The sequence below is a fragment of the Stenotrophomonas capsici genome, assembly GCF_034961085.1.
In the GTDB taxonomy this organism is placed as follows: domain Bacteria; phylum Pseudomonadota; class Gammaproteobacteria; order Xanthomonadales; family Xanthomonadaceae; genus Stenotrophomonas; species Stenotrophomonas capsici.
In genome coordinates this window covers 1-2199 of record NZ_JAYFUH010000052.1, presented here as the reverse complement: position 1 = coordinate 2199, position 2199 = coordinate 1, and the positions used below count along the sequence as shown (strand labels likewise).

1 protein-coding gene is annotated in these 2199 nt (G+C 69.8%); it reads right to left on the bottom strand.

Translation table 11 applies throughout. The features are described from left to right. The coding region (locus VA603_RS01705) for a DPP IV N-terminal domain-containing protein (protein WP_323437763.1) at positions 1 to 2060 on the bottom strand (2060 nt) is incomplete at its 3' end. Between the last annotated feature and the right edge of the window lie 139 nt (positions 2061 to 2199).

Here is a 2199-nt window from a genome sequence, read left to right as displayed (position 1 = left end):
CGGCTGTAACTGGCATCCACCGGCCAGCCCAGCCATTGCTCGTTCCAGCTGAGCTTGTCCATGCGGTTGTCGTAACAGCCGTTGTAGGCCACCGCCACGGTGTAGAACTCCGGGTGGAACTGCAGCGCGTTGAGCGCGTTCTGGCCACCGGCCGATGCGCCGTAGATGCCGACGCCGCCACTGATGTCATAGGAAGGATCACGCGCGGCCATGGCCTTGTGCCAGGCGATGCGGTCCGGGAAGCCGGCATCGCCCAGGTTCTTCCAGGCCACGTCGTGGAAGGCCTTGGAACGGTTCATGGTGCCCATGCCGTCGATCTCGACCACGATGAAGCCCAGGTCAGCCAAGGCCTGCAGGCCGATCAACCGCTCGTTGCTGGACTGCGAATCGAACGGCCAGAACTTCTTCTGCACCGAGGAATCGTGCGGGCCGGCATAGATGCTCTCGATCACCGGGTAACGCCGCGTCGGGTCATGCCGTGTGGGCCGCACCACCAGCCCGAAGATCGGCGTGCTGCCATCGCGGCCGGGCGCGGAGAAGGTTTCCGGCGCGCGGTAGCCGGCGGCGAACAGCGCGCTGGCGTCGCCGCGTTCCACGGTGTCCAGCAGGTGCCCGTCACGGGCGTCGCGCAGCTCGGTGATGTTGGGCTGGTCCAGCCGTGACCAGGTGTCCACGTAATGGTTCATGTCCGGCGACAGGCTGATCTCGTGCCAGCCATCGCCGGGCGTCATGTGCTGCAGGTTGCGGCCGTCGAAATCGACACGGTAGAAGTGCTGCAGGTAGGGGTCGCCCGGCTCGCGGCCGTTGGCGGCGAACCAGACCTGGCGGCGGGCTTCGTCGACCTTGACGATCTGCCGCACCACCCACGGGCCACGGGTCAGCTGCTGCAGCCGGCCAGTGCGGCCGTCGACCATGTACAGGTGGTTCCAGCCATCGCGTTCGGACATCCACACGATCTGCTCGCCGCGATTGCCCACGTCGTGGAACTCGGCGCGGTACCACCAGCTGTTGACGAAGGTCTTGCTGGCTTCCTCGACCACGCTGCGCGCCGCGCCGCCATGCGCGTCCACCTCGATCAGGCGCACGCGCTGGTGGCCACGCGCGGTGTAGCGGAATGCCAGGGTGCGGCCGTCGGCGCGGAACTGCGGCGGGGTGATCTCGTAGGCGTTGTCGAACAGGGCGGTCGGCACGTCGATGCGACGGCCACCGGTCACCTCGAAGATCACCGGGCGATCGATGTCCACCGGGTCGCCGGGCTTGGGGTAGAGCTGGGTGCGCACCCGCGGCTGCACCTGGTCGCGCGGTGCGGTTTCCACCCGCGTCACCTGGCGTGCGAAGCCGGGCACCACGCGCAGTACCACGAAGCGCGAGGAGTCCGGCGACCAGACGATGCTCTCCGGGTCGTAGAAATCGGTGGCCGCGCCGTCGCGCGCCAACACCCGGGTCTGGCCATCGGCGAGTTGGCGCAGCACCACGCTGCCCTCGCGCACCTGCGCCTCGTAGCGCCCGTCGGGCGAGCGCTGCGGCGTGTCGTCGGCGGGCACCGACAGGTCACGCACCACGCCCCAGCCACGCGGGCGCGGTTCCCGCTCCGGCGCGCTCCAGCGCGCGCAGCGGTAGGCATCGCCCAGCTCGCACCGCATCCAGCCGCCGTCGATCCAGGCACGCAGGGCACGCCCGTCCGCTTCCAGCGTGTAGTCGGAGAACGGCAGGCGCAGGGCCTGGACGCTGCGGCCCAGCAGCGGCGACAGCGCCGTCGCCAGCCGTGCCTGGTCGAATGCCGGCACCGCGCCGGCCTGGCCCACGCTGCGGCTGACGAACTCGAAGCCGCCCGGCGCGGTACGCCGGTAGCGGTACTGCCGTGCATCGGTCCAGGTCGCCGGCCCGGCCAGGCCCTGGGTCAGGTACATCCACTGTTCGCGCAGCTGCAGCGAGCGGTTGAACGCCGCCGCATCCGGTGCCGGCGGCGCATCGGCCCGGGCCAGCAGCGGTGCACCGGCGCAGGCCAGGCCCAACGCCAGGCTGCGGGCGTAATGGTGGATTCCCCTGGATCGAAGCATGCAGCGTGTCTCCTTGCGTATCAGGTCAGGCAAAAGGCCGGTCGATGGCCGGCGATGGCGGCGTGAACCATTGCGCGCCGTCGGCGGTGACATGGAAGTGGTCCTCCAGGCGCACGCCGAAGCGGCCCGGCACCACGAT